The organism is Janibacter cremeus (assembly GCF_029395675.1).
In the GTDB taxonomy this organism is placed as follows: domain Bacteria; phylum Actinomycetota; class Actinomycetes; order Actinomycetales; family Dermatophilaceae; genus Janibacter; species Janibacter cremeus_A.
In genome coordinates, this window is record NZ_CP115184.1 from 1,220,711 (window position 1) to 1,244,681 (window position 23,971).

16 protein-coding genes and 3 rRNA genes are annotated in these 23,971 nt (G+C 68.7%); 5 read left to right on the top strand and 14 right to left on the bottom strand.

Features of this window, described 5'->3' with window-relative positions; translation table 11 throughout:
* The first annotated feature begins 5 nt into the window (after positions 1 to 5).
* From O9K63_RS05625 to O9K63_RS05645, 5 genes are all read left to right on the top strand, one after another.
* Complete coding sequence (locus tag O9K63_RS05625; protein ID WP_277241335.1) at positions 6 to 2,222, top strand: MMPL family transporter; 2,217 nt, start codon at positions 6 to 8, stop codon at positions 2,220 to 2,222.
* On the top strand, positions 2,219 to 3,010 hold the full coding sequence (locus O9K63_RS05630; protein WP_277241336.1) for a GNAT family N-acetyltransferase: 792 nt from the start codon (positions 2,219 to 2,221) through the stop codon (positions 3,008 to 3,010). Before O9K63_RS05625 ends, O9K63_RS05630 begins: the two co-directional genes overlap by 4 nt.
* Positions 3,007 to 4,725, top strand: a complete 1,719-nt coding sequence (locus O9K63_RS05635) for an FUSC family protein (protein WP_277241338.1) — start codon at positions 3,007 to 3,009, stop codon at positions 4,723 to 4,725. The genes O9K63_RS05630 and O9K63_RS05635 overlap by 4 nt, the downstream gene beginning before the upstream one ends.
* A 161-nt stretch (positions 4,726 to 4,886) precedes the next feature.
* Positions 4,887 to 6,719 (top strand): BCCT family transporter, encoded by a 1,833-nt coding sequence (locus O9K63_RS05640; RefSeq protein ID WP_277241340.1) that lies wholly within the window; start codon positions 4,887 to 4,889, stop codon positions 6,717 to 6,719.
* Between the two features lie 32 nt (positions 6,720 to 6,751).
* Positions 6,752 to 7,213: an NUDIX domain-containing protein gene (locus tag O9K63_RS05645; protein WP_277241342.1), complete on the top strand. Its 462-nt coding sequence runs from the start codon at positions 6,752 to 6,754 to the stop codon at positions 7,211 to 7,213.
* Here the strand turns inward: O9K63_RS05645 and O9K63_RS05650 are convergent.
* From O9K63_RS05650 to O9K63_RS05715, 14 genes are all read right to left on the bottom strand, one after another.
* On the bottom strand, positions 7,210 to 7,863 hold the full coding sequence (locus O9K63_RS05650) for an HAD family hydrolase (protein WP_277241344.1): 654 nt from the start codon (positions 7,861 to 7,863) through the stop codon (positions 7,210 to 7,212). The two genes, O9K63_RS05645 and O9K63_RS05650, sit on opposite strands and share 4 nt — an antisense overlap.
* The gene (gene aspS, locus O9K63_RS05655) at positions 7,863 to 9,695 is read right to left on the bottom strand and encodes an aspartate--tRNA ligase (RefSeq protein WP_277241346.1); all 1,833 of its coding nucleotides are present in this window, start codon (positions 9,693 to 9,695) and stop codon (positions 7,863 to 7,865) included. The genes O9K63_RS05650 and aspS overlap by 1 nt, the downstream gene beginning before the upstream one ends.
* Positions 9,696 to 9,761: 66 nt before the next feature.
* Positions 9,762 to 10,406 (bottom strand): NUDIX domain-containing protein, encoded by a 645-nt coding sequence (locus tag O9K63_RS05660; protein WP_277241347.1) that lies wholly within the window; start codon positions 10,404 to 10,406, stop codon positions 9,762 to 9,764.
* A 1-nt stretch (position 10,407) separates the two neighbouring features.
* Positions 10,408 to 12,123, bottom strand: coding sequence for a CTP synthase (locus O9K63_RS05665; RefSeq protein ID WP_277241350.1), 1,716 nt, complete (start codon positions 12,121 to 12,123; stop codon positions 10,408 to 10,410).
* Positions 12,124 to 12,203: 80 nt separating this feature from the next.
* A complete protein-coding gene (gene recN / locus O9K63_RS05670) occupies positions 12,204 to 13,952 on the bottom strand; it encodes a DNA repair protein RecN (RefSeq protein WP_277241352.1) in 1,749 nt (582 codons plus the stop codon).
* Between the two features lie 3 nt (positions 13,953 to 13,955).
* On the bottom strand, positions 13,956 to 14,873 hold the full coding sequence (locus O9K63_RS05675; RefSeq protein WP_431190360.1) for an NAD kinase: 918 nt from the start codon (positions 14,871 to 14,873) through the stop codon (positions 13,956 to 13,958).
* Positions 14,870 to 15,676 (bottom strand): TlyA family RNA methyltransferase, encoded by an 807-nt coding sequence (locus O9K63_RS05680; protein ID WP_277241354.1) that lies wholly within the window; start codon positions 15,674 to 15,676, stop codon positions 14,870 to 14,872. The genes O9K63_RS05675 and O9K63_RS05680 overlap by 4 nt, the downstream gene beginning before the upstream one ends.
* Positions 15,677 to 15,943, bottom strand: coding sequence for a hypothetical protein (locus O9K63_RS05685; RefSeq protein WP_277241356.1), 267 nt, complete (start codon positions 15,941 to 15,943; stop codon positions 15,677 to 15,679).
* A complete protein-coding gene (locus O9K63_RS05690) occupies positions 15,936 to 16,412 on the bottom strand; it encodes a hypothetical protein (RefSeq protein ID WP_277241358.1) in 477 nt (158 codons plus the stop codon). The genes O9K63_RS05685 and O9K63_RS05690 overlap by 8 nt, the downstream gene beginning before the upstream one ends.
* Before the next feature lie 30 nt (positions 16,413 to 16,442).
* Positions 16,443 to 17,420, bottom strand: a complete 978-nt coding sequence (locus O9K63_RS05695; protein ID WP_277241360.1) for an HAD-IIA family hydrolase — start codon at positions 17,418 to 17,420, stop codon at positions 16,443 to 16,445.
* Positions 17,417 to 18,388 (bottom strand): tetratricopeptide repeat protein, encoded by a 972-nt coding sequence (locus O9K63_RS05700; protein WP_277241362.1) that lies wholly within the window; start codon positions 18,386 to 18,388, stop codon positions 17,417 to 17,419. Before O9K63_RS05700 ends, O9K63_RS05695 begins: the two co-directional genes overlap by 4 nt.
* A 151-nt stretch (positions 18,389 to 18,539) precedes the next feature.
* Positions 18,540 to 18,656 (bottom strand): 5S ribosomal RNA (gene rrf / locus O9K63_RS05705).
* A 111-nt stretch (positions 18,657 to 18,767) separates the two neighbouring features.
* Positions 18,768 to 21,887 (bottom strand): 23S ribosomal RNA (locus O9K63_RS05710).
* 418 nt (positions 21,888 to 22,305) lie between these two features.
* A 16S ribosomal RNA gene (locus O9K63_RS05715) occupies positions 22,306 to 23,830 on the bottom strand.
* The 16S, 23S and 5S rRNA genes sit together here, the layout of an rRNA operon.
* Positions 23,831 to 23,971: the final 141 nt, after the last annotated feature.

A 23,971-nucleotide genomic window follows, 5' to 3' on the forward strand; every position in this document is an offset into this window, starting at 1 on the left:
TCCCGGTGGGCGCTCACCGGGACACCTCCACCCACCTGCACCGGCTCGGGGTGCGGGTGGCGAAGCACCCTGTCGCCGTCATCATCACCTGGCTCGTCCTCGCGGCCTTCTCCCTCGCCCTGGCGCTGGGAACGGTCACCGGCCACGCCCTCTTCGACGACCTCTCCAGCGGCGAGATCACCGCCCCGGGCGAGGCCCGGGAGGCCCGCGACCTCCTCGTCGAGGCCGGGGGCGGCGACTTCGCTGCGGACACCCTCATCGTCGAGGGATCGCCGGCCACCTCCCCCTTCGTCCGGCAGCAGGTCGCGAGGGCCGTCGAGCGCATCCACGAGACCGAGGGCGTCGCCCGGGTCATCAACCCGCTCGTCCTCGAGGAGGGCGTGGAGGACCCCCGGGCAGGTCCCCTCGTGCAGGAGCAGGACGACGGACGCTACGGCTTCGTCACGGTCGTCGAGTACGAGGAGGACCTCGAGGGCGAGGCGCTGGAGGAGGCGCAACGCGCCGTCGACGTCCAGCTCGACGAGATCGTCAGCGGCTCGCGGGCCACGGACAGCAAGCGCGGCAGCGTGCAGATGCTCGTCGACGAGATCGTGGAGCAGGTGAGCACCGACCTCAAGTTCGGCGAGGGCATCGCCCTGCCCATCACATTCGTGGCCATGGTGCTGATCTTCGGCGGCTTCCTGGCCGCGGGCATCCCGCTGCTCGGTGCCCTCGCCTCGATCGCCGGCGCGCTCGCGACGCTGTGGGGGTTCGCCCACGTCATCGAGCTCGATGCGACGGTCGTCAACATCGTCACCGTCCTCGGTCTGGGCCTGTGCATCGACTACGGGCTGCTCATCGTCTCCCGGTTCCGCGAGGAGATCTCGCTCGACCTCGACGGGGGCGACCTGCCCGCACGCGGTCGTGACGTGATCGAGCAGGCCACCGGCCGCACCCTCGACCGGGCGGGTCGCACGGTCGTCTTCTCCGCGGTGACGGTCGCGGTCGCGATGTCGGGGCTCTTCTTCTTCCCGGCCACCTTCATGCGCGCCTCCGGCGCGGCCGGTGTCTCCGTCGTCGCGCTCTGCCTCGCGGTCGCGACGACACTCGTCCCGGCGTTGTGCGCCCTGGGTGCGCGACGCCTGGTGCGGGGCCGCACCGAGCGGGGGCGTGACGACGGGGTCTTCGCCCGCCTCGCCGGTCGGGTGCAGCGCGCACCGTGGCTGGTCATCGCGCTCGTGCTGGCGGCCCTGGTCGCCATGGCCCTGCCGGCGACCCGCATGGAGGTGACCTCCTCGGGGACCGAGCTCCTGCCCGTCGGCAGCGACCAGCGCACCTTCTTCGCCCAGCTCGCCGAGGACTACCCCGAGCTGGCCACCCCGGACGTGCAGGTCGTCACCACCGCCGACGAGTCGCAGGTGCGTGCCTGGGCGCGGGACGAGGCGGCAGCGCTGCCGCACGTGGACTCCGTGGAGGTCAGCGAGGTCGGGACCACCCCCGCCGACGAGACGGTGCTCACCGTCGACCTGCGCACCGACGACGAGCCGCTCGGCGACGACAGCCGCGCGCTGGCGGCCCACCTCAGGTCGGACGGACCCCCCTTCGCGGCCCACGTCGGGGGCCAGGCCTCGGGGCTCGCCGACTTCGTCGACGCGCTCGTCGACCGGGCGCCGTGGGCGGCCGCCACGGTCGTGCTGGCGACCTTCGTCCTGCTCTTCCTCATGACCGGCTCGGTCGTCGTCCCGATCAAGGCCCTGATCATGAACGTCGTCTCGCTCGGCGCCTCGCTCGGCGTGCTCGTGTGGGTCTTCCAGGACGGGCACCTGTCCGGTCTGCTCGACTTCGCCTCGGTCGGGGCGCTCGAGGTCTCCATCCCGGTCCTCGTGCTCGCCTTCGCCTTCGGCCTGTCGATGGACTACGAGGTCTTCCTGCTCTCCCGGATCGTCGAGCTGCACGAGCAGGGCCGGCCCACCGACGAGGCCGTGCGGCTGGGTCTGCAGCGCTCCGGCCGGATCATCACCAGCGCGGCCCTGCTGATGGTCATCGTCTTCTCCGGCTTCATCCTCGCGCAGATCCTCGCCGTCAAGCAGACGGGCGTCGCCCTCGTCGTCGCGATCATCATCGACGCCACCCTCGTGCGGATGCTGCTCGTCCCGGCGACGATGTCGGTCCTCGGCGAGTGGAACTGGTGGGCGCCCCGCTGGATGAAGCGTCTGCACGCCCGCGTCGGGATCACCGAGTGAGCACCGAGCGCATCCCGCTGCCGGACCTCGTCCCGTGGACGGGCGGTGACCGCGTCGTCCTCGCGGAGTCCACGCCCCTGGCCGGGCCCGATGCGCTCGCCATCCGCCGGGGGGACGCGTGGGCGGTGGCCTTCGCGCGGCCCACGTACACGCACGGCACCAACCTCATGCTCCACGGCGACGACGGCAGCGGCCTGCTCGTCTCCCCGGCGGTGGTCGCCGCGCTCGAGGACCTCGTCTCCTCGCCCCCCTTCGCCGACTGGGTGGCGGACCTGCGGACGAAGGGGGTGGACTCGGTCTCCCTCCCCCGCGCCGCGGCGCACGTCGGGGGGCTGCTGCCGGAGGCGCACGGTCTGTGGGAGTGGATGTGGACGACGAGGGCCCCGGAGGCGCCCGCAGGTGACGGGACGCTCGATCTGGTCGAGGAGGACCGGGCGGACCTGCAGGCGCTGCTCGACGCCCACAACCCCGGGACCGACGGGCAGCCCTTCGCCCGGCCGGGGCAACGCTGGGTCGGGATCCGCGACGACGAAGGGAGCCTGCTCGCCGTCGGCTGCTGCGAGCCGGAGCGATCGGGCACCCCGGTCCTCTCCGGGATCACCGTCGCGCCCACCGCCCGTGGCCGGGGCCTCGGGCGGGTGGTCACCGCGGAGCTGACACGGGGCGCCGTCGACACCCACGGGTGGTGCACTCTGGGCATGTACTCGGTCAACGACACCGCGCGGCGTCTCTACCACTCCCTGGGGTACGAGACCGGCGCGGTCTGGAGCAGTGGAGCGCTGGGATGAGCAGATCGGCGGCGGTCGACTTCGCGCGACCGGTGTTCTCCTTCGCCCCCGGTCCGGCGCGTCGGTGGATCGCGCTGCGCGCGGCCCTGGCGATCGCCCTGCCGCTCACCGGGCTCAGCCTCGCCGGATTCCCCCCGCAGCAGGCCTTCCTCGCCGGTCTCGGCGTCTTCGCGGTGCTCTACGGAGCGGGAGCTCCCGTGCGCCGGCGCCTGCGCACGATCCCCGGTGCCGGCGCGGGCCTGCTCGCCTCGCTGGGCATCGGTATCGCAGCGGCCGACCGCCCCTTCCTCGCGGTCGTCCTGATGGCGCTCGTGGCCACCGTCGCGACCTTCCTCACCTACGCCCTGCAGATCGGCCCCCCGGCCGGCTTCTTCTTCGCCCTCGATGTCGGGATCGGCAACCTCGCCGCCTCCCACGGTGCCGACGCGCGCACCATCCTCGGTATCGCCGCGGTCGGCGTGTGCTCGGCGATCCTCGTCGGGACCTCCGACCTGTGGTTCGGTGCCCACGGCGTCGAGGAGGCCGCGGTCTCCTCGGCCGAGGAGCTGGTCGAGACGTACGTCGCCGCTGGCGACCCCTCCGCGATCGCCCGCTCACGGCGCGCCGCCTCCGCCGCCCTCAACCGTGCGTGGACGGCGGTCACCGACGGCCGCAGCGAGGACCACTTCGGTGGTCGACTGCAACGGATGCACTCGCGCTACGCCGCCGCGGTCTCCCGGTCCGTCGGGGGGCCGGACGAGGAGGTCACCGCGGAGCTGGCCCTGCAGGAGGCCGCCAGCGCGCGCCAGATCTCACTCGGTCGGCCACGGGCCCGGTGGTCCCTGCGCCAGGCGCTGCGCTGGCCCAGCGAGGACCTGCTCGTCGCCGCCCGGGTGCTCGTCGCCGGGCTGGTCGCGGGCACCGTCGCCCTCGCCCTCGACAACGCCCACGCGTACTGGGCGGGGGCCTTCGCCGTCCTCATCGTCCACACGGGGGGCACCCGGCGCGCCCAGCTGCAGCGCTCCTTCCAGCGCACGATCGGCACGGCCGCCGGCCTCGTGGCGTTCGGGCTCGTGCTGCGGCTCGACCCCGGCCACTGGGCGCTGATCGCGCTCGTCGTGGGCCTGCAGTTCGTCGTCGAGATGCTCATCACCCGCAACTACGCGGCCGCGGTCGTCTTCCTCACACCGCTGGCGCTGTCGATCTCCGCGGCCGTCACGGACATGGACCTGTCGACGATCGTCTACGACCGCGGGATCGACACCGTGATCGGTGTCGGGGTGGCTCTGGTCGTGGTCGTGGTCTCCGGCGTGCTCGGTCGTCCCGAGCTGCTCCTGCGGGCCCACGCCCGCAGGGTGGTGCTCGCGCTGGACGACGTCCTCGCGGACCTCGCGGAGCGCCGCACGCGCACGCCCGAGGGGATGGAGGACCACCTCCACCACTGCCGTCAGCTGTACGTCGAGCTGCTCGCCTCCGACCAGGTCGCCACCCGCACGGTGCAGGACGCCCCGGCGGCGGTGGCCCCCTACCGCGAGATGGAGCAGCTGCTCGCCCACATCGGCTACCTCGTCCTCGGCGCGACCTGGAACCCGCGGGTGCGCGGTGAGCGCGAGCGGATGGCACTGGCCCGCGAGCGGCTCGGTGGCATCCTCGACCACAAGGTGACCCGCACCCGTCCGGCGGCGGACATCACGGCCGAGCTCAGGAGCGTCGAGGCGGCCCTCACCGGGTCGTGAACCACGCACACGGCGTGCCCGGCTCGTCCCGGTGACTTCGACCCGTCGCGGTCCACTCCACCATTCTTCCGAGCGAGGAGCGCCTCCGGAGCCGACGCCGCCGTGCGAGGTGTGGTTGGCTGCTGAGGACAGGACACCCACGTCGAGGAGAGCAGGCGAGCATGAGCGAATCGTCGAACGCCACCGACAGTCGAAGCCGGGACCGTCACGATGATCCCGATGGCCGCACGCACGACGAGCGCGTCATCGACCAGCTGCGGGCGCACGGCGTCCGGCTGGGACCTGGCGGCATCGCCCCGCGGGTGTTCTGGCCGTCCCTGGTCGTCGTCGTCGCGGTCTCGCTGTTCTCCATCTTCTTCAGCGACACGGCCGGGGCGCTGTGGACGTCGATCCAGAGCGGCATCGTCAGAGGCTTCGGCTGGTTCTACATCCTGGCGATCGCCTGCTTCGTCGCCTTCGCGATCTTCCTCGCGGTGAGCCGCTTCGGCAACATCACGCTCGGGCGCGAGGACGAGAGGCCCGACTTCAACCTGGTGTCCTGGTTCGCCATGCTCTTCGCCGCCGGCATGGGGATCGGCCTGGTCTTCTACGGTGTGGCCGAGCCGTTGACCTTCTACACCAGCCCCAAGCCGGGGGTGGACGGGACCGACGCCGAGCTGGCCAACCAGGCCATGGCACAGACCTTCCTCCACTGGGGTCTGCACCCGTGGGCGGTGTACGTCATCGTCGGCCTCTCCCTCGCCTACGCCATCCACCGCAAGGGCCGCCCCGTGTCCCTCCGCTGGGCTCTGGAGCCGCTCCTGGGTGATCGCGTCAAGGGCTGGGCCGGCGACCTCGTCGACATCCTGGCGATCGTGGGAACCCTCTTCGGTGTCGCCACCTCGCTGGGTCTGGGCGTCACCCAGGTCTCGACCGGGCTCGTGGAGCTCGGGGTCATCGACGACGCCTCCAACACCTTCATGGTCGCCCTCATCGCCGCGATCACGGCCATCGCCACCATCTCGGTGGTCAGTGGCGTGGGCAGGGGCATCCAGTGGTTGTCCAACCTCAACCTGGGCCTGGCCGCGGTCTTCCTCGTCGCGATCTTCGCGCTCGGCCCGACCCTGTTCCTCCTGCGGGACTTCGTCCAGTCCATCGGCGCCTACACGACGCACTTCCTGCCGAACACCTTCGACGCCTTCGCTTACACCGGCTCCGAGGGTCTGGCCTGGGCCGGCGGGTGGACCATCTTCTACTGGGGCTGGTGGATCGCCTGGTCCCCCTTCGTCGGCGTCTTCATCGCGCGGATCTCGCGGGGCCGCACGGTCCGCGAGTTCGTCGCCGGCGCCCTCCTCGTGCCGACCCTTCTCGGGTTCCTCTGGTTCACGGCACTCGGTGGGACGGCCATCCACCGGGAGCGCACGGTCGGTGACCTCGTGCCGGAGGAGGGCCTCGTGGCCGAGGTCGCCCTCTTCGACACCCTGGCCACGCTCCCGATGGGGACGGTCCTGTCGGTCATCGCCCTCGTCCTCGTGGTGGTCTTCTTCGTGACCTCTTCGGACTCGGGATCCCTCGTCGTGGACATGCTCGCCTCCGGCGGCCACCCCGACCCGCCGACGTGGAGCCGGGTGCTGTTCGCCGTCCTCGAGGGGCTCGTGGCGAGCGCCCTGCTCCTGGCGGGGGGGACGGAGGGCCTGTCCGCTCTCCAGGCCGGCTCGGTCGCGACGGGTGCCCCCTTCGCCGTCGTGATCGTGTTCATCATGATCGCCCTGTACAAGGCACTCCGCAGCGAGCACCGGGCGATCCTCGAGACCGAGGCGCGGCTGCGCCGTCGGGCCATGGCCGGTGAGCTCACGGAGAACTTCGACGACGTCTTCGGCGAGCAGGTCGACGACCGCATCGACTACGCGCTCACGCGCACCAAGGGCATCTGGTCCCGGAAGCGCACCCCGGTCGCCACGGTCACCAGGGCCCGGCAGCGGGACCAGGAGAAGGAGCGCCGCGACGAGGGCTGACCGGGCGGCTCGTCGGTGGCAGGCTGGCGCGCATGCCCCGCACGAGCGCCGGTCTCCTCCCCTTCACCACGGCGAAGGGGGTCACCCGCGTCTTCCTGGGCCGCATGGGCGGGCCGGCCTGGGGGCGTCGACCGCGTGCCTGGACGGTGGTCAAGGGTGAGTACGGGGACGGTGACGACCCGCTGGCCGCGGCGGAGCGGGAGTTCCTCGAGGAGATCGGGATAGCGGCTCCTCCCGGCCCCCGTCTCGACCTCGGCGAGGTGCGCCAGTCCGGGGGCAAGCGGGTCCGGGCGTGGGCCGTGGAGGCCGACCCGTCGTTGGCCTTCGTCTCGAGCAACCTCGTGACGATGGAGTGGCCCCCGCGCTCCGGCCGCCGCGTCTCCTTCCCGGAGATCGAGCGCGCCGAGTGGTGCGAGGTGGATCGGGCCCGCGAGCTGGTCGTGGCGGCCCAGACGGCCTTCCTCGACCGTCTGGTGGACGCGGTCGCGCGCTAGGCGTGCGGACCCGGCCGATGCGGGACGTCGTCCGCGAGCGCGGGCAGGAGCGGGTGCAGGGCGCGTCGCAGCCCGGCCGCCCCGCTCGCCGGCCGGTGGTGGACCGCCCGGATGCCGAGCGACTGCGCCGACTCGACGTTCGCCGGCACGTCGTCGACGAAGCCGATGCGGTCGGCGGGCACACCCAGGTCGTCGAGGATGTGCTCGAAGTAGGCGGGGTCGGGCTTCATCGCCCCGACCTCGCTCGACCAGTAGGCGCCGTCGACGAGGTCGTCGTACCCGTGGACCTCGCGCATGAAGCGCACCCGGTGGTCCTGCTGGTTGGTCGCGAGCAGGCAACGCGCCCCGAGACCTCGGACCTCGTCCACGAGGGCGATGGCCTCGAGGTCGAGATCGAACTGCTCCCAGATGCCCAGCAGGTCCTCGATGGTCACCGGTAGCCGCCCCGACCGGTTCTCCCGCTCCAGCAGCTCGCCCAGCACCGCCCGCAGGCTGCGCTCACCGCGCAGCGCCGGCAGCTCGGCCTCGAAGACCTTGCGGGCGAATCCCGGGGCGACCGTCCGGTCCAGCCGCCCGCGCCAGTCGAAGTGCCCGTGCTGGAGAACGCCGTCGCAATCCCACAGCATCACCTCCACCGGCACGTCGGGCATCAGCTCTGCCGGGGGTTGACCTCCGGCGCCCCCTGCGCTGCGGGCTCGTCCCCCTTCGTCGTGGGCCGGGCGTCGATGCCGGCCTCCTTGCGCTGCTCCGGGGTGATCGGGGCGGGCGCATCGGTCAGCGGGTCGTAGCCGCCGCCGGACTTGGGGAAGGCGATCACGTCGCGGATGGAGTCCGCCCCCAGGAGGAGCATGACGATGCGGTCCCAGCCGAAGGCGATGCCGCCGTGCGGGGGCGCGCCGTACTTGAATGCCTCGAGGAGGAAGCCGAACTTCTCCTGCGCCGACTCCTCGTCCAGACCCATGACCGAGAAGACCCGCTCCTGCACGTCGCGCTGGTGGATACGGATGGACCCGCCGCCGATCTCGTTGCCGTTGCACACGAGGTCGTAGGCGTAGGCCAGCGCCGAGCCGGGGTCGGTGTCGAAGGTGTCGAGGAACTCCGGCTTGGGGCTGGTGAAGGCGTGGTGGACCGCGGTCCAGGCACCGGCCCCGACGGCGACGTCGCCTGCGGCGACGGCCTCTCCCGTGGGCTCGAAGAGCGGGGCGTCGACCACCCAGACGAAGGACCACTCGGACTCGTCGATCAGGTCGCACCGCTGGGCGATCTCCTGCCGTGCGGCTCCGAGCAGCGCCCGCGCGGCCCGGGGCTTGTCCGCGGCGAAGAAGATGCAGTCGCCCGGCTGCGCACCCACGTGCGCGGCCAGACCGGCCTTCTCCTCCTCGGAGATGTTCTTGGCGACGGGTCCGCCCAGATCGCCGTCCTCACCGACGGTGACGTAGGCCAGGCCCTTGGCACCGCGCTGCTTCGCCCACTCCTGCCAGGCGTCGAACTGCCGGCGCGGCTGGCCGGCCCCCCCGGGCATGACGACCGCCCCGACGTAGTCGTTGCGGAAGACGCGGAAGGGGGTGTCGGCGAAGAACTCGGTGCAGTCCACGAGCTCGACGCCGAAGCGCAGGTCGGGCTTGTCGGTGCCGAAGCGCTCCATGGCCTCGGTGTAGGTCATCCGGGGGAAGGGGGTGGTCAGCTCGACGCCGATGGTCCCCCAGACGGCCCTGGCGACGGCCTCGCCGAGCTCGATGACGTCGTCCTGCTCGACGAAGGACATCTCGATGTCGAGCTGGGTGAACTCCGGCTGCCGGTCGGCCCGGAAGTCCTCGTCGCGGTAGCAGCGCGCGATCTGGTAGTACCGCTCCATCCCGGCGACCATGAGCAGCTGCTTGAACAGCTGGGGGCTCTGCGGGAGCGCGTACCACTCACCCGGTGCGAGGCGGGCCGGCACGAGGAAGTCGCGGGCGCCCTCGGGTGTGGACCGGGTCAGGGTCGGGGTCTCGATCTCGACGAAGTCGCGCTCGGCGAGGACCGAGCGTGCCGCGGCGTTGACCTTGCTGCGCAGGCGCAGGCCCGCACCGGCGCTGGCGGGGCCGGGCCGGCGCAGGTCGAGGTAGCGGTGCTTGAGGCGGGCCTCCTCGCCGACGGAGACGCGCTCGTCGATCTGGAAGGGCAGCGGGTCCGCCGTGCTGAGGACCTCGATGGAGGAGGCGACCACGTCGACCTCGCCCGTCGGGAGGTTCGGGTTGACGTCCTTCGGGTCGCGCGGGGCGACCTCGCCGACGACAGTGACGACGTACTCGTTGCGCAGGTCGTGCGCCGCTCCGGTCAGGACCTCGTCACGCGCGACGACCTGGGCGACGCCGGAGGCGTCGCGCAGGTCGAGGAAGGCCACGCCACCGTGATCACGTCGCCGGGCCACCCATCCGCTGAGGGTGACGGTCTGGCCGGAGTGGCCGGCACGCAGGGTGCCGGCGTCATGGGTGCGGAGCACGGGGAGTTCTTCCTTGTCCTCGTCGGGGCGTCCGGCGGTCGCCGGGCGGGGTCAATCCTACGGACGTCAGTGGTGGCGGTTGGTCGGATGCTGCGGCCACGGGCTGTCGGCCGGACGAAGGGAGGTCCAGCCGTCGTCGCGCATCCGCTGGGCGGCGAGGGCGCCGATCACGAGTGTCGAGTTGTGCAGGTCCCCGGCGAGCACCGCGGCCACCACCTCGTCGAGCGGCACCCGGCGGTGGAGGATGTGGGCCTCCTCGCCCCGGCGCTCGTGCAGCTCCCCGTCGGGGACGGCGGTGAGACCCCGGGCGAGGTAGATCCGCAGCGCCTCGTTCAGGCCGCCGGGCGAGCTGAAGTAGTCCACGAGCACCGCCCAGTGCTCGGCGACGACGTCGGCCTCCTCGGCCAGCTCGCGCTGCGCCGCGAGGAGGGGGTCCTCGCCCGCGACGTCGAGCAGCCCGGCCGGGATCTCCCACTCGTGGGAGGAGATCGGGTGCCGGTACTGGCGGATGAGCAGCGCGCGGTCCTCCTCGTCCAGGGCCAGCACGGCCACGGCACCGGGATGGTCGACGACCTCCCGGACGAGACGCTCGCCCTCGAGGACGAAGGCCTCCCGGCGCACGTCCCACACCGCGCCGTGGAAGGCGACCTCGCTCTCGACGACCGGCGAGGGCACGATCTCGTCGCGCAGCCGCAGGTGCTCGACGCTCACCTCAGACCGTCTCGTCCGCGACGACGGACGCCTCCACCGGCGGCTGCTCCACCTCGACGAGGCGGGCGTCGCGCTGGGCCTGCACGGCGGCTCCGACGAGACCGCTGAAGAGCGGGTGCGCCTTGTCCGGACGCGACTTGAACTCGGGGTGCGCCTGGGTGGAGACGTAGTACGGGTGCACCTCACGGGGCAGCTCGACGAACTCGACGAGCCCCAGCTGCGGGTGCGTGCCGCTGACGACCAGACCGGCCTCCTCGAGCTGGCCGACGTAGGCGTTGTTGACCTCGTACCGGTGGCGGTGGCGCTCGGTGACCGTCGTCGAGCCGTAGGCCTGCGCCGTCACCGACCCCTCACGCAGGTCGGCCGGGTAGGAGCCCAGGCGCATGGTCCCGCCGAGATCGCCCTCGCCGTCCACGAAGGACTTCTGCTCTTCCATCGTCGCGATGACCGGTGCGACCGACGCGTTGTCGAACTCGGTCGAGCTCGCACCCTCGATACCGGCGACGTTGCGCGCGTACTCGATGACCATGCACTGCAGCCCCAGGCAGATGCCGAGGGTCGGGACCTGGCGCTCACGCGCCCACCGCAGCGCGCCGAGCTTGCCCTCGATGCCGCGCACGCCGAAACCGCCGGGGATGAGGACCGCGTCGACCCCGCCGAGGGCCCTGGCCGCCCCCGCCTCGGTGTCGCAGTCGTCCGAGGGGACCCAGCGGATGCGCACCCTGGCGTCGTTGTGGAAGCCGCCGGCACGCAGCGCCTCGGTCACCGACAGGTAGGCGTCCGGCAGGTCGATGTACTTGCCGACGAGCGCGACCTCGACCTCGTGGGCCGGCTGGTGCACCCGGCGCAGCAGGGTGTCCCAGCTGTCCCAGTCGACGTCGGTGAAGTTCACCCCGAGGCGGCGGATGACGAAGGTGTCGAGGCGCTCGCGGTGGAGCACCTTGGGGATGTCGTAGATGCTCGGGGCGTCGACGCAGGCGGCCACCCCGTCCTTCTCGACGTCACAGCTCATCGAGATCTTGCGCTTGATGTCGGTGGAGATCTCCCGGTCCGCGCGCAGCACGATGGCGTCGGGCTGGATACCGACCTGGCGCAAGGCGGCGACGGAGTGCTGCGTGGGCTTGGTCTTCATCTCGCCGCTGGGCGCGATGTACGGCACGAGGGAGACGTGCAGGAAGAAGCAGTTGTCCCGACCCAGCTCGTGGCGCACCTGTCGGGCGGCCTCGAGGAAGGGCAGCGACTCGATGTCGCCGACCGTGCCACCGATCTCGGTGATGATGATGTCCGGTGCGTCCGCGTCCTCGACACCGGGGCTGCCGGCGGCGGGCGCACGCATGCGCGAGATGATCTCGTTGGTGATGTGCGGGATGACCTGGACGGTGTCGCCGAGGTACTCCCCCTTGCGCTCCCGGGCGATGACCCGGCTGTACACCTGACCGGTCGTCACATTGGCCGAGCCGTTGAGGTTGCGATCGAGGAAGCGCTCGTAGTGACCGATGTCGAGGTCGGTCTCCGCCCCGTCCTCGGTGACGAAGACCTCACCGTGCTGGAAGGGGTTCATCGTCCCCGGGTCGACGTTGAGGTAGGGGTCGAGCTTCTGCATCGTGACCGAGAGGCCACGTGCGCGCAGGAGATGTCCCAGGCTCGAGGCCGTCAGACCCTTGCCGAGTGAGGAGACAACTCCTCCGGTCACGAAGATGTGTTTCGTCAGTGCCACGGGCTTTCACTTTACGTCACCGAAGCGGTTCTTCGTACCTCGGGGCGCCGTGAGTCAGGGCCCTGAGCTGCCTCGACACCTCAGGAGGGCGTGGAGGCCGCCCCGCGGCACTGCTCGAGCAGCTCGCGCGCGTGGGTGAGGCCGACCTCGGTGTCCCCTCCACCCATCATCCGGGAGAGCTCACCCAGTCGGTCCTCCCCCTCGACGACCCGCACGTCGCTGGAGGTGACCTGCTGGTCGTGGCTCTTGTGCACCACGAGGTGCCGGTCGGCGTGGGCGGCCACCTGGGCCAGGTGGGTGACGACGATGACCTGGCTGGCGCGGGCCAGCGCGGCAAGCCGGGCGCCGACGTCGAGCGCGGCGCGCCCACCGACGCCCGCGTCGACCTCGTCGAAGACGAAGGTGGGCACCTGCGCCCGCCCCGATCCCGCGGTGGCGACCTCGATGGCCAGCATGATCCGGGACAGCTCCCCGCCGGAGGCGGCCCTGGTCACCGAGCGGGGCGGGTCACCGCGGTTGGCGGCGACCCGGATCTCGACCGCGTCGGCGCCCTCGGCGGAGACGGTGCGACCCCCCTCGGGGCCCGGCAGCCGGGCACCGCCCTCGTCGGTGCGGGGTTCGACCACGATCTCGACCCGGGCACGATCCATCCCCAACCGGCCCAGCTCGCCCTCGACGGTCGCGGACAGGTCGGCGGCAGCCGAGGTGCGGGCCGCCGTCAGCTGCTCGAGGGCCGGCCCGAGCTCCCCGACGAGGTCCTCGACGCGGGCGGTGAGCTCCTCGATGCGCTCGTCGGCCCCCTCGAGGGCCAGCAACCGCTGGCGCGCGGCGTCGCGGTGGGCCAGGACGGCCGTGGCGTCCTCGCCGTATCGGCGGGTCAGGTCGTTCAGGGCGGCCCGACGCTCCTGGACGGCGGCGAGCCGGGCCGGGTCCGCCTCGATGTCGGCGGCATAGGCCGACAGCTCGGCGGCGACATCCGCCGCCAGCACACCGAGCTCCCCGAGCCTGCGGTGGGCCTCGGCCAGGCGCGGATCGTGCTCGACGAGGCGGGAGAGCTCGTCGCCGGCCAGGGCGATCCGCCCCACGACGTCGTCGCCGCCGAAGCTGTCCGGGTCCGACAGCAGGCGGTGGGCACGGTCGGCGCCCACGCGCAGCTCCTCGGCATTGCCGAGGACCTCGGCCTCTCCGGCCAGCTCGACGTCCTCACCGGGCTGGGGGTCGACGGCATCGATCTGCTCCAGCTGGTGGGTCAGCAGCTCGACCTCCTGCAGCCGGGCCCGTTCGCCCTCGGTGAGCTCCGCCAGCTCCGCCGTCGCCTCCTGCCAGGCCCCGTACAGGCGGGCGACCTCCGCCAGCGGGCCGGCCACCGCCCCGCCACCGAAGGTGTCGAGCAGGGCACGGTGCTGCGCAGGCCGACGCAGACGCCACTGGTCCGCCTGCCCGTGGACGGCCACGAGGTCCTCCGCCAGGTCGTGCAAGGTCGCGATCGGCGCCCGTCTCCCGCCGACGTGGGCGCGGGAGCGTCCCGTCGCGGAGATGGTGCGGGCCAGCAGCAGCTCGTCCTCGTCCGCCGCGGCTCCGGCCTCGGCTGCCCGGGCCCGCGCAGGGTGCCGCGCATCCAGCTCGAGCGCGGCCTCGACGACGGCCTCGTCACGCCCCGAGCGGACCAGTGATGCGTCGGCACGGCCACCGAGGACGAGGCCGAGCCCGGTGACGACCATGGTCTTGCCCGCGCCGGTCTCGCCGGTGACGACGGTCAGGCCCGGATCCAGCGGCAGCGTCGCGTCCTCGATGACCCCGAGGTCGCGGATGTGCAGCTCGCGCAGCATGCCTCAGGCCTCCTGCTGGCTCTGGCGCCGACCGCGCCAGCCGTGGACGGAGAGGTCGAACTTCGCGACGAGGCGATCGGTGAAGGGCGAGTCGCTCAGCCGCGCGAGCCGGACGGGCTCGGCGGACCGGCTGACCTCGACACGGGCGCCGGGCGGCAGGTCCACCGCGCGGCGGCCGTCGCACCACAGGACCCCGTGCCCCTCGGTCCCGGGGACGAGGTCCACGGCCAGGTCCGACGTCGGTGCCACGACGAGCGGACGGGCGAAGAGTGCGTGCGCGCTGATCGGCACGACGAGCATGGCATCGACCCCGGGCCACACGACGGGGCCGCCCGCGGAGAAGGCGTAGGCGGTGGAACCGGTGGGAGTGGCCATGACGACACCGTCACACCCCCACGTGGACAGGGGGCGTCCATCGATCTCGACAGTGAGGACGAGCACGCGTTCGCGGGAGGCCTTCTCGACCGTGGCCTCGTTCAACGCCCAGGTGCGGGCGATCTCCCGGCCCTCCAGCGTGGCGACGACGTCGAGGGCCATGCGCTCCTCGACACGGTAGGCACGGTTGACGATGTGCTCGACCGTGGCGTCGACGTCCTCACGCTCGGCCTCGGCGAGGAAGCCGACATGACCGAGGTTGACGCCCAGGACCGGCACGCCGGCGCCGCGGGCGGTCTCCGCTCCCCGCAGGATCGTCCCGTCGCCACCGAGGACGACCACGAGCTCGACCCCGCTGGCCGGGTCGTCACCCTCGTGGACCACGGAGACCGGGTGCTGGCCCAGGACGCTCTCGGCGATCTCCCCGGCGGGGATGCGGACCTCGAGCCCGGCCTCGGCCAGGCGCTCGGCGACACCGACGGCCACCTCGAGGGCCTCGGGGCGACCGGGGTGGGTCATCAGGAGCACCCGTCGCTGGTCGCTCACGTGTCCTCCTCCTGCACCAGGTCGCTGATCGTCACCTGCTGAGCCTGCCACGTCATGCCGACGTCGGGGCGGCGGGTGAGGTGCACGAGGTACTCGTGATTTCCCTCTCCCCCACGCACCGGGCTCGCCGTCAGGCCGAGCACGGACAGGCCCACCTCGCCCGCCCGGGACAGCACGGACCCGATCGCGTCGGCGCGGGCCCCGGCGGAGGCGACGACCCCTCGCCGACCGATGTGGTCCCGACCGACCTCGAACTGCGGCTTGATGAGCAGCACGGCCTCACCGTCGGCGGTGAGCAGGCCGGCGACCTCGGCAAGCACGAGGCGAAGGGAGATGAAGCTCAGATCACCGACGGCCACCTCGACCGGACCATCGATGTCCGCGGCGGTCAACCCCCGGATGGTCGTGCCGCTGCGGTCCTCGACCCGCGGGTCGGCTGCCAGCTCGGGCGCGAGCTGGTCGTGACCCACGTCGAGTGCGGTCACGTGTGCGGCACCGTGCTCGAGCAGCACCTGCGTGAAGCCACCGGTCGACGCACCGATGTCGAGGCACCGTCGTCCGGCGACGTCCAGGTCGAAGTCGGCGAAGGCGCCCACCAGCTTCAGGGCAGCACGCCCGACCCAGTGGTCGGCCTCGGCGACGACGACCACCTCGCACGTGGGAGTGACCCGCGTTGACGCCTTCGTGACGGTGACCCCGTCGACGAGCACGTCACCCGCCGCGATGAGCGTGTGGGCCCGGGTGCGGCTGCGGGCCAGGCCGCGCTCGACGAGGGCCACGTCCAGCCGCGTCTGCGAACCCACTCAGGTGCCGAGGTCGGACAGGCGCGCGGTCAGCGTCCCGTGCACCGACTCCCCGGCGGCGAGGGTGGCATCGAGATCCGCGTCGTCGACCGCGCCGAGATCGCGCAGCGCGGCATCGACGACGAGATCACCGGTCTCGGGAGCCGGTGTCCCGCCCTCTCCCGCAGTGGTCCCGGGCAGATCGGCACTCGGCGTGGTCACCGGCGCCATCGGCTTCGCGGGTCCGGGCCGCGGCGCGTTCTCGGAGTGGTCCATGGGCTCAGGCATCCGGGGTGCGTCCACTCGTCGCGCTCTTCTTCGCCGTGCTCTTCTTCGCCGTGCTCTTCTTCGCGGGGGACCGTGTGGTCGGGGCCTTCTTCGCCGGCGGGGTCGTCGCCGCGGTCTGCTGTGCCGATGGCTTCCGGGCCTTCCGGGCCGGTGACGTCGCGGTCTTCTTCGCCGGGGCCTTCCGTCTCGTCGTCTTCTTCGCCGGGGCCTGCTTCGCCGTGTCCTGCGCCGTCGTCGTCGTCGCCTCCGACGTGGGCTCCTTGCGTGCGCGCAGGGTGGCGCTCAACGCGTCGAGGTCGGCCTGCTCCTCCTCCGGCCACACGGGCTCCTGGGACGTGGCCCCACGCTCCGTCGGAACCGCGCTGGCGACGAGCAGGGTGTCCACGAGACGCACGACGTCCAGGGTCCGGTCCAGGGTCGCCTCCGTCACCTTCAGGCCGAGATGGATCATTTCGCGTACGGGGTCCACGTCACTCCTCGTGTCGACTACCGCTCCACGCTACCGGTTGGCCATGAGCGTGCGGGCGTCCTCCCGGGTGATCCGTCCCGCGTCCACGGCAGCCCAGAGGGTGTCGAGCGCGGCGCGGACAGCGTCCATCCCCCGGCCCTCGACGGTCAGGGTGCGATCGCACCTGGCACGCGCGCGCCCCCGACAGGACCAGTCGCCGTCGCGCGCCCCGTGGGGGTACTCCTGCGTCAACGCACGCAGGTCGTCCAGCACGTACGTCGGCCGGCACGGCGGCGATGCACCCGCGGCGTCGACGACCCCGTGCACGCCCGTGAGGACCAGCGCCGTGTGCATGCCTGCCGCCTCCGCACCCGCGATGTCGGTCTCGAGGCGATCACCGACGGCCAACGTCCGTGACACCCCGGCACCGACGAGGTCGGCGGCCAGGGCATACATCGGCGGATGGGGCTTCCCGACGACCAGGGGGTCAGTGTCCACCGCGGCGCGCACCGCAGCCACGAGGGACCCGTTGCCGGGCACGGGGCCCTGTTCCGTCGGCAGGGTCAGGTCCTCGTTCGTGGCGATCCACCGGGCACCCGCCCGGATGGCCACGGCTGCCGCCCCGAGGTCCGCGGCGGTGACCCCCGATCCGTACCCCTGCACGACGGCGACGACCTCCCCTTCGTCCTGCGGCGATCGGGGCTCCAGGCCCGCCTCCCGCAAGCACACCGCCACCCCCGGACCACCGATCGCCAGGACCGGCGACCCGGGAGGCACGACCTCCGCGAGCTCACGTGCGGCGGCGAAGGACGAGGTGAGCACCCGGTCGTCACTCGTACGGATCCCGTGACCGCGCAGCATCGCACCGACCTCGGAGGGGGTGCGGGATGCGTTGTTCGTGACGAAGACGACGGGGACCGGCAGCGAGTTCACCGAGTCGACGGCGTGCGCCAGGGCCGATGCCCCGGCGACGACGACACCGTCCAGGTCGCTGACGAGGGCGTCGTAGTCGTCGATGAGTCGGGTCACGCCCGGGGGTCCTGCTCCTCGACCTCCTCGACGAGGACGCCGTCGATCTCGTCGATGCGATCGACCGCATCGGTCTCGCCGTCCTGGTCGGCCACCGCGGCCTTGCTGAACCAGTCCCGGGCGTCGTCGATGCGTCCCACCTCGAGCAGCGCGTCGGCGTAGGCGTACCAGACGCGGGCGGCCCACGGCTTCCCGGTGACCTTCTCGACCTGGCCCTGCAGGGCGAGGACTGCCGACTGCGCCTGCCCCATGTCACGTCGGATACCGGAGCCGACGATGAGCAGCTCGATCTGTGCCTCCTGGCCGAGCGAGCGCGCCTCCGGTGACCCGAGCAGCTCCAGCGCCCGCTCCGGACGCCCCAGCCCACGCTCGCAGTCGACCATCAACGGCAGCAGGTGCGAGGAGCCACTCAGCCGTCGGACCGTGCGGAACTCGGTCAGGGCGCGCGCATAGTCACCCATGCGGTAGGCGACGAACCCGAGTGCCTCACGTGCAGCCGGCACGCGACCTGCCCGGCGAACCGCGGTCTCGGCGTGCGCCAGGGCACCGTCCATGTCCTCGGCCTCCAGGAGCAGGGCCACCATCACCAGGTGCTGCGCGACGCCGTCGGCGTTCTCCTTGCTCAGGGTCCGCAGCTGCTGACGGACGCTGCGGTCCAGCTCGGCCCCGGTGACCTCGGGTGCGATGGCGGGCTCGGGCTTGCGTCCCTCCTTCGGGACCAGCCGCGAGCCGCCCCGGTCGTCCTCTCCCCTGCCGGCGCCGGCCCGCTCGGGCCGGGCGGATCGGTTGTCCCGACGATCATCCCGTCGTCCGCCGTCGCGAGGGCCGCCACCGCGGCGGTCGTCCCGACGAGCGGAGTCGTCCCGACCACCGGGTCGACCCCCGGGGCGACCGCCCTGGGAGCCGCCTCGCCCGCGACCCCCGTCATCTCGTCGTCCGCCCCCGCGTCCGCCGCGCCTCTCGTCCACTGTTCAACCCTCTCTCTGCCACCGGGTGGCCATCACGACCCAGACTTCCCTGCCCCGGCCGTCCATGCAAATGCCTTGGCCGCGGTGTGAATGCGCCCTGGACGCACGAAAGCCCCCAACGGTGTGGTTGGGGGCTTTCGTGTGAATGGTTGTCCGGCTGCGTCCTACTCTCCCACACCGTCTCCAGTGCAGTACCATCGGCGCTGAAAGGCTTAGCTTCCGGGTTCGGAATGGGACCGGGCGTTTCCCTTTCGCTGTGACAGCCGTAACTCTATGGAAATACGATTTGCAGTGTCACCCCGAGCGGGTGGCTGACCGTATCTCGGGAACTGCACAGTGGACGCGAACGTGTCTTTCTTTACGCAACAAGTGTTGTGTGTGTATCAAGTCATCGGCTTATTAGTACCAGTCAGCTGCATGCATTGCTGCACTTCCACATCTGGCCTATCAACCCAGTCGTCTACTGGGAGCCTCTCGAACCGTAGTTCATGGAAACCTCATCTTGAGACATGCTTCCCGCTTAGATGCTTTCAGCGGTTATCACTCCCGAACGTAGCTAATGAGCGGTGCCCTTGGCAGAACAACTCACACACCAGAGGTTCGTCCAACCCGGTCCTCTCGTACTAGGGTCAGCCTCTCTCAAGTTTCCTACGCGCACAGCGGATAGGGACCGAACTGTCTCACGACGTTCTAAACCCAGCTCGCGTGCCGCTTTAATGGGCGAACAGCCCAACCCTTGGGAGATACTCCACCCCCAGGATGCGACGAGCCGACATCGAGGTGCCAAACCATCCCGTCGATATGGACTCTTGGGGAAGATCAGCCTGTTATCCCCGGGGTACCTTTTATCCGTTGAGCGACGGCGCTTCCACAAGCCACCGTCGGGTCACTAGTTCCGACTTTCGTCCCTGCTCGACATGTCTGTCTCGCAGTCAAGCTCCCTTGTACACTTGCACTCGCCACCTGATTGCCAACCAGGCTGAGGGAACCTTTGAGCGCCTCCGTTACATTTTAGGAGGCAACCGCCCCAGTTAAACTACCCACCAGGCAATGTCCCTGATCCGGATCACGGACCGAGGTTAGATAACCAGAACGACCAGAGTGGTATTTCAACGATGACTCCACACGCACTGGCGTGCATGCTTCAACGTCTCCCACCTATCCTACACAAGCCGTCCCGATCACCAATACCAAGCTATAGTGAAGGTCCCGGGGTCTTTCCGTCCTGCTGCGCGTAACGAGCATCTTTACTCGTAGTGCAATTTCGCCGAGTTCGTGGTTGAGACAGTGGAGAAGTCGTTACGCCATTCGTGCAGGTCGGAACTTACCCGACAAGGAATTTCGCTACCTTAGGATGGTTATAGTTACCACCGCCGTTTACTGGGGCTTAAATTCTCCGCTTCGGCCACAAAGTGGCCTAACAGGTCCTCTTAACCTTCCAGCACCGGGCAGGCGTCAGTCCGTATACATCGTCTTGCGACTTCGCACGGACCTGTGTTTTTAGTAAACAGTCGCTTCTCCCTGGTCTCTGCGGCCCTTTCCCCTAGCCCGTGAAGAGCTTCAGGGTCCGGGCCCCCCTTCTCCCGAAGTTACGGGGGCATTTTGCCGAATTCCTTAACCACGATTCACTCGATCGCCTTGGTATTCTCTACCCAACCACCTGAGTCGGTTTGGGGTACGGGCGGCTAGAACCTCGCTAGAGGATTTTCTCGACAGCATAGGATCACCCTGCTTCCCGCTAAAGCGGTCACCATCAGGTCTCAGGCACATGAGCTGCGGATTTGCCTACAGCTCGCCCTACACCCTTGGACGTGGACAACCATCGCCACGCGGAGGCTACCTTCCTGCGTCTCCCCATCGCTTGACTACTACCAGATCGGGTCACGCGTTCCACCCACCGGCGGGATCCGAAGATCCCTGTGGTGGGCTTCAGGCGCTTAGCATCACTGGATTCGTCAGGGGCGGTTCTTCGCCGGTTCCGGAATATCAACCGGATGTCCATCGACTACGCCTGTCGGCCTCGCCTTAGGTCCCGACTTACCCAGGGCAGATTAGCTTGACCCTGGAACCCTTGGTTATTCGGCGGACGGGTTTCTCACCCGTCTTTCGCTACTCATGCCTGCATTCTCACTCGTGTGGCATCCACGACTGGATCACTCCGCCGCTTCACTCGCCACACGACGCTCCCCTACCCATCAACACGCCTGGACACCCCCCACGAAGGAGGATGCCGAGCAGTGCGTTAATGCCACAGCTTCGGTGGTGTGCTTGAGCCCCGCTACATTGTCGGCGCGGAATCACTTGACCAGTGAGCTATTACGCACTCTTTCAAGGATGGCTGCTTCTAAGCCAACCTCCTGGTTGTCACGGCAACTCCACATCCTTTTCCACTTAGCACACGCTTAGGGACCTTAGCTGGTGATCTGGGCTGTTTCCCTCTCGACCACGGAGCTTATCCCCCGCAGTCTCACTGCCACGCTCTCACTTACCGGCATTCGGAGTTTGGCTAACGTCAGTAACCTGGTGAGGCCCATCAGCTATCCAGTAGCTCTACCTCCGGTAAGAAACACGTGACGCTGCACCTAAATGCATTTCGGGGAGAACCAGCTATCACGGAGTTTGATTGGCCTTTCACCCCTACCCACAGCTCATCCCCTCAGTTTTCAACCTAAGTGGGTTCGGTCCTCCACGACGTCTTACCGTCGCTTCAACCTGGCCATGGGTAGATCACTCCGCTTCGGGTCTAGACCCAGCGACTCACACGCCCTATTCGGACTCGCTTTCGCTACGGCTTCCCCACACGGGTTAACCTTGCCACTGAGCACTAACTCGCAGGCTCATTCTTCAAAAGGCACGCCGTCACCCCACAAGGAGGCTCCGACGGATTGTAGGCACACGGTTTCAGGATCTATTTCACTCCCCTCCCGGGGTACTTTTCACCTTTCCCTCACGGTACTTGTCCGCTATCGGTCACCAGGGAATATTTAGGCTTAGCGGGTGGTCCCGCCAGATTCACACGGGATTTCTCGAGCCCCGTGCTACTTGGGAACACTCCACGAGAGTCTGCATCATTTCGTCTACGGGGGTCGCACCCTCTGTGCCGAGCCATTCAAGACTCTTCGACTATGACGCAGATTTATCACTCCCGTCCAGGATGTCAGTCCCGGAACGAAGGTCCCACAACCCCGCACCTGCAACGCCTGACAGCTATCACACAAGTGCGGTTTGGCCTGATCCGATTTCGCTCGCCACTACTCACGGAATCACAATTGTTTTCTCTTCCTGTGGGTACTGAGATGTTTCACTTCCCCACGTTCCCTCTACCCGGCCTATATATTCAGCCGGGAGTGACTGGACTTGCCTCCAGCCGGGTTTCCCCATTCGGAAATCCTCGGATCACAGTCTGGTTATCGACTCCCCGAGGCTTATCGCAGATTCCTACGTCCTTCTTCGGTTCCTGGTGCCAAGGCATCCACCGTGCGCCCTTAAAAACTTGAGCCACAAAGATGCTCGCGTCCACTGTGTAGTTCTCAACATACGGGCAGCACCCCACCCACACGCCGACGCTGACCACACACCCACACAGGGTGCACGTGGCAGTCCGCCGACCAGGCAGGGCCCACAACCAACACACCCACCACCACAACAGCAGCAGATGCTCTCGTTGGCCATCAGGAACAAGCTCAACGCCTGAACCCTCAGGACCCAACAACGTGTCCGACACCCACCCCACGCCGCCGCGCCGCGTTCCACCACACCCCCAACGGGGCTGCAGGTACTAGCACGCGACCACCCAGGGTCACGATGTCATGATCGATGTTCCACCCAGAGCACCCGGCTGCCGGACATCCGCCGGCACAACCGAGCATGACCACCAACCACCACAACGGGTGGCCGGGGCACTAAAAGCTCCTTAGAAAGGAGGTGATCCAGCCGCACCTTCCGGTACGGCTACCTTGTTACGACTTAGTCCCAATCGCCAGTCCCACCTTCGACGGCTCCCTCCACAAGGGTTGGGCCACCGGCTTCGGGTGTTACCGACTTTCGTGACTTGACGGGCGGTGTGTACAAGGCCCGGGAACGTATTCACCGCAGCGTTGCTGATCTGCGATTACTAGCGACTCCGACTTCATGGGGTCGAGTTGCAGACCCCAATCCGAACTGAGACCGGTTTTTTGGGATTCGCTCCACCTTGCGGTTTCGCAGCCCATTGTACCGGCCATTGTAGCATGCGTGAAGCCCAAGACATAAGGGGCATGATGATTTGACGTCATCCCCACCTTCCTCCGAGTTGACCCCGGCAGTCTTCCATGAGTCCCCACCATTACGTGCTGGCAACATAGAACGAGGGTTGCGCTCGTTGCGGGACTTAACCCAACATCTCACGACACGAGCTGACGACAACCATGCACCACCTGTATACCGACCAAAAAGGGGCACCCATCTCTGGGTGTTACCGGTATATGTCAAGCCTTGGTAAGGTTCTTCGCGTTGCATCGAATTAATCCGCATGCTCCGCCGCTTGTGCGGGCCCCCGTCAATTCCTTTGAGTTTTAGCCTTGCGGCCGTACTCCCCAGGCGGGGCGCTTAATGCGTTAGCTGCGGCACGGAACTCGTGGAATGAGTCCCACACCTAGCGCCCAACGTTTACGGCATGGACTACCAGGGTATCTAATCCTGTTCGCTCCCCATGCTTTCGCTTCTCAGCGTCAGTAGTGGCCCAGAGACCTGCCTTCGCCATCGGTGTTCCTCCTGATATCTGCGCATTTCACCGCTACACCAGGAATTCCAGTCTCCCCTACCACACTCTAGTCTGCCCGTACCCACTGCAAGTCCGAGGTTGAGCCTCGGATTTTCACAGCAGACGCGACAAACCGCCTACAAGCCCTTTACGCCCAATAATTCCGGACAACGCTCGCACCCTACGTATTACCGCGGCTGCTGGCACGTAGTTAGCCGGTGCTTCTTCTGCAGGTACCGTCACTTTCGCTTCTTCCCTGCTGAAAGAGGTTTACAACCCGAAGGCCGTCATCCCTCACGCGGCGTCGCTGCATCAGGCTTTCGCCCATTGTGCAATATTCCCCACTGCTGCCTCCCGTAGGAGTCTGGGCCGTGTCTCAGTCCCAGTGTGGCCGGTCGCCCTCTCAGGCCGGCTACCCGTCGTCGCCTTGGTGAGCCATTACCTCACCAACAAGCTGATAGGCCGCGAGCCCATCCCAGACCGAAAAACTTTCCAGACCATGCCCATGCGGACTGATCTCATATCCAGTATTAGACGCCGTTTCCAGCGCTTATTCCGGAGTCTGGGGCAGGTTGCTCACGTGTTACTCACCCGTTCGCCACTGATCCACCCCAAGCAAGCTTGGAGCTTCACCGTTCGACTTGCATGTGTTAAGCACGCCGCCAGCGTTCGTCCTGAGCCAGGATCAAACTCTCCGTTGATGATAAAAACCCCCACCCCCAGCCACAAAGGACCAGGAACGAGAGCCAATCAATAACCCAACAAAGGGCCTAAAATCCCGGCTGAGCAAGAACAACTAGCAAAATAAACTGCTAATCATCTCAATCAACCAAAAGAAAATG